This is a genomic window from Mesorhizobium sp. M7A.F.Ca.ET.027.02.1.1 (assembly GCF_004022985.1).
Classification (GTDB): domain Bacteria; phylum Pseudomonadota; class Alphaproteobacteria; order Rhizobiales; family Rhizobiaceae; genus Mesorhizobium.
This window is the reverse complement of sequence record NZ_RZOL01000854.1, coordinates 1-788: the sequence shown is the minus strand read 5'-3', so window position 1 is coordinate 788 and position 788 is coordinate 1. Positions and strand designations below refer to the sequence as shown.

The 788-nt window shown below is 61.5% G+C and carries 1 protein-coding gene; it reads left to right on the top strand.

Annotated elements, in window-relative coordinates; translation table 11 throughout:
* Positions 1-788, top strand: a 788-nt coding sequence (locus tag EN749_RS36625) for a condensation domain-containing protein (protein WP_145991218.1), incomplete at both ends; no start/stop codon positions are given.

Genomic DNA, 788 nt, shown 5'->3' with positions numbered 1-788 from the left:
GGTGATCGGTACACCTCGCGCCAACCGCACCCGCTCCGAGATCGAGGGGCTGATCGGCTGCTTCGTCAGGACCTTGGCGCTGCGGATTGATCTGTCGGGAGATCCGACACTGGAGACATTGCTAGAACGGGCGAATGCCGCCGCGCTTGGGGCGCAGGATGATCAGGACCTGCCATTTGAGCAGGCGGTGCAACTCATCGATCCGCCCCACAAACCGGAGGTTATACTTGCATGGCAAAAAAATCCTAGGGAGTCGGTCGAACTGCCGGGGCTCGAGCTTGAATATGTAGGCTTTGGCGATTGTGTCGCGCAACATGATCTTGCGCTTAACCTTTCCGAGGTCGGCGAGGCGATCTGTGGAAGGCTGATCTATCCGACGTCTCTGTTTGAGCGGAGCACGGTGGAGCGGATTGTGAGCTATTTGCAGCAGGCGCTGAGCCAGATGGCGGCCAGCCCCGGGCAGCGAGTCTGGTCGGTACCGCTTCTGTTGGCGGAGGAACGTCGATTCGCGGTTGAATGGAACCCAGGGGAAGAGGCCTGTCTCCAGGACCGCTGGGTTCACGAACTGCTTGGGGCGCAGACGGAGCGGGATCCGAAAACGATCGCCATTGTCTACAAGGACCAGAGCCTTAGCGATGGAGAGCTGAAGGCGCGGGTGACCGCCGCGGCGCCTCTCGCTTGCCCTCCTCAAGCACCACCCGCCAACTCGGCCCCGCGGCCCGACACAACGGTGATGAACTTCATCGAGGGGCCGCGCGTCGTTACCGAGGGGGAACTGCAAGCCAGTA